Consider the following 3,193-nt stretch of genomic DNA (forward strand, 5'->3'; position numbering starts at 1 on the left):
GTGCGGCGATGAACGGGATACCGGTCCTCGGTGTCTACGCGGCACTCTGCCGACACGAGGGGCGCCCCTTCTCCTTCCCCGGCGGCCCGTCCTACGTCTGGCAGGCGGTGGATGCCCGGATCGTGGCCGCCGCGCTGGAGTGGGCTGCTACCGCCCCTCAGGCGGCCGGAGAGACCTTCAACGTCACGAACGGCGACGTGGCGGAGTGGCGAAACCTCTGGCCGGCCATCGCCGACGCCGTCGGCCTGGAGGCCGGCCCGGAGGAGCGGCAGGAGCTGGGGAGCCTTCTGCCCAGCAAGGCCGACGTCTGGGACGACATCGTGCGCAGTTCGGGCCTGCGCCCCATACCGCTGACCGAGATCCTCGGCGAATCGCATCACGCCATGGACTACGGGATGGCGACCGGAGCGAGGCGGCCTCCGCCCCCGGTCATCGTCAGCACCGTGAAGCTGAGGCAGGCCGGGTTCGGCGATTGCCTGGACACCGAGGACATGTTCCGCCACTGGCTGGCGGACCTGGTCCGGCGGGGGATCCTGCCGCCCCCGGACTGAAGGAAAGTGACCGTTATGCGCGAGCCCGCCCCTCCTTCGACGAGTGAGGGAGAGGCCAGATGCCCCCTGGCCCGAGCAGGATGGCTGAGCGCAAGAAGCTTCAAATGGACTGGACCGGGGGTCCACAAGGTGGCTTCCACTGTGTTCCGGATCCCCCTACCGCTGCCCACGGACGGTCTTCGTGCCGTCAACGTCTACGCGCTGACGAGTGGCGAGGGCGTTGCCCTCGTCGACTCGAGCTGGGCCATCGGGCCGGCACGGGCGTTGCTGGCCGAGGTCTTCGCGCAGCTGGGATACCAGTTCTCCGACGTCCGGCAGTTCCTCGTGAGGCATGTCCATCGCGAGCACTACACCCAGGCCCTCGAGATCGACGCGACTTCGGCACGCCGGGGTGCGACTGGCATCGACGAGCGCCTCGCTCGAGGTGCTCGCGCGACCGGACTACCTAGCAGTGGAGGCGCACTGGCCGCTGCTGCGAGCGCACGGTCGGGAGCGGCTGGCGGCTCGACTCGAGGAGCATCACCGGATGCACCCCTCACCCCGGCCGAACCGGGAGATGCCGGATGACTGGCTGAGGGACGGGGAGGTCGACGCGGCGGGTGAACACAGGCTCGAGGTGATCCGTACGCCGGGTCACACGCGCGGGCACGTCGCCTTCCACGACGTAGGGGCCGGGCCGGGCTGCTGTTCGCCGGGGACCACGTGCTGCCGACCATCACTCCGTCGATCGGTTTCGACCTGAGTTGGGTCAAACTGCTTAGTGCCTTGGATCCTGTGAGCGCAGGGCGTCGAGTAGGGCCGTGGTCTCGGAGTCGAGCGCGGGCGGGATCGTGCTGGTCATGCCGTTGATCTCGACGGTGGCTGACCGCAGCGGCTTGAGGGCGCGCAGAACGCGGCGCAGGGACAGGCCGGTGCGGTTCTGCACGGCGCGGGAGACGGCCAGGGCGGTGAACACGACGGTCAGGTGGGCCTCGATCGCCTCGCGGGTGCGGGCGAACATCGGCCGCGCTCGGAGGTCGGTCTTGGACATTCGGAACGACTGTTCGACCTGCCACAGGTCGTGGTAGCTGCCGATGATCTCGGTCGGGGGCATGATCGCGGCCTCGATGTTGCTGACGTAGCCCTTCAACCCGACCAGCCGCTGGGCCCTGGCCAGGGATGCCTCGTCGAGAGTGCGGGCGCCGTTGCTGGTCTTGACGAACCGTGGTGCGCGGGCAGCGCGTTCGCCGGCGACGACGTCCCGCGCCCGCGCCTCTTGCAGGGCGAGGGTCCGTCGGTCGCGGGCGGCGCGTTTGGCCGAGTACGCCCAGACCGCGCGCCACGACCCCGGATGCGCGACGGGGTCCCACACGGGTTCTGCGCGCAGCGCCGGGCTGTTCTCCGGCTCCTTGCCGCCGCGGCCGGTCTTGGGTGTGATCGTGTCGATGACCTGGCCGTCGGTGAAGGCCTCGCCGTGCCAGTGGAAGTGGGACTCCAAGTCGCCCGGCGCCCGGGTGGTGCGGGAGCCGACGATGAACCGCAAGCCGGCCTCGTCCAGGGCCTTGAGGTTGGCCGCCGAGAGCATGCCAGCGTCGGCGACGATGACCATGTCCGCGACCCCATGTCGCTGCCGGAAGGCTTCGATGATCGGGACCAGCGTGGTCGTTTCTGCTTTGTTGCCTTCGAAGCAGCCGATCTCCAGCGGAAAACCGTTCCGGTCGACCAACAGCCCGACCACGATCTGCGGGTCGACCCGGCGCTCCTTGGAGTAGCCGACTTTCCGCAGGTCATCTTCGTGCTCGGCCTCGAAGTACAACGTCGTCACGTCGTAGAGGCACAGGCTGACGTCGCCGCTGGCCGCGGCATGGGCGAAGCAGGCGGCCGCGATCCGGTCCCGGTAGTCACCGGCATGGCAGCGACGCAGCGTCCGCTTGCGGGTCGACAGGCTCACCGAGACCCGCCCCAGCTCGGCCAGCACGCGGTCAACGTCGAGCAGGCTGGTCGGCTCGACCATCCGGGCGATCACCAAGTCCCGAAAGACCTCGTCGCCCACGGCGTCGAAGCCCAGGTCGGCGTACACCCCGGCCAACGCCTCGAACAGCACACCCGAGGCGGTCTTCAGCACTCGCGGCGCCGACACCGTCGGCGTCCGCACCGGCCCAGCTGGAGCGCCGGGGACCAGCGCGGCCGTGGCCGGCGGGGGGACCATCACTGCCTTCCGGGCGGCCGGGGTGATGCCCAGATCCAGCACCCCTTGACGGTCATCAACCAGCAGCTGACGGGCCTGGTTCATCAGCAGTCCCAGTTCGGCCTCGTCCCGGGCCGAGCCGACATGCCGCACGATCCGCCGCCGACCCGCCACCGATTCAGCGATCTGCACCGCCGTGGCCCCCGAGGCGGTACGCACCCGCCGAACCCAGGCCACCACACGACCCTACCGGCCACGATTAGTGCCTCAGCTGCACACTAAACCGGCGCATCACCGCAGGTCAGCGGGATCCGAGCCGAGAACGGCCGCCTTCGTGACCCAACTCAGGAGAAGCCCTACCAACTGCTCGGCCACGCCCGCGATCCGATCCCGGCCACCCCCGGGCGTGACCGCCGGGAAGACGCCGAGTACGTCCGGCACGGCACCTGCTCGATCTTCGTCTGGATCGAACCGC

The 3,193-nt window shown here is 69.6% G+C and carries 2 protein-coding genes and 1 pseudogene; 1 reads left to right on the forward strand and 2 read right to left on the reverse strand.

What is annotated here, in order from left to right; all coding sequences use genetic code 11:
- A pseudogene (locus E4P42_RS27155) lies at nt 1-551 on the forward strand (hypothetical protein); the annotation flags it as partial.
- Nucleotides 552-1,308: 757 nt separating this feature from the next.
- Here the strand turns inward: E4P42_RS27155 and E4P42_RS26685 are convergent.
- Nucleotides 1,309-2,955 carry an IS1634 family transposase gene (locus tag E4P42_RS26685; RefSeq protein ID WP_135129639.1) on the reverse strand — a complete coding sequence of 549 codons (1,647 nt, stop codon included), beginning with the start codon at nt 2,953-2,955 and terminating at the stop codon, nt 1,309-1,311.
- 54 nt (nt 2,956-3,009) lie between these two features.
- Nucleotides 3,010-3,193: hypothetical protein (locus E4P42_RS27265; RefSeq protein WP_209305890.1), on the reverse strand; the 184-nt coding region annotated here is incomplete at its 5' end.

Source organism: Mycobacterium sp. PS03-16 (assembly GCF_004570325.1).
Taxonomy (GTDB): Bacteria; Actinomycetota; Actinomycetes; order Mycobacteriales; family Mycobacteriaceae; genus Mycobacterium.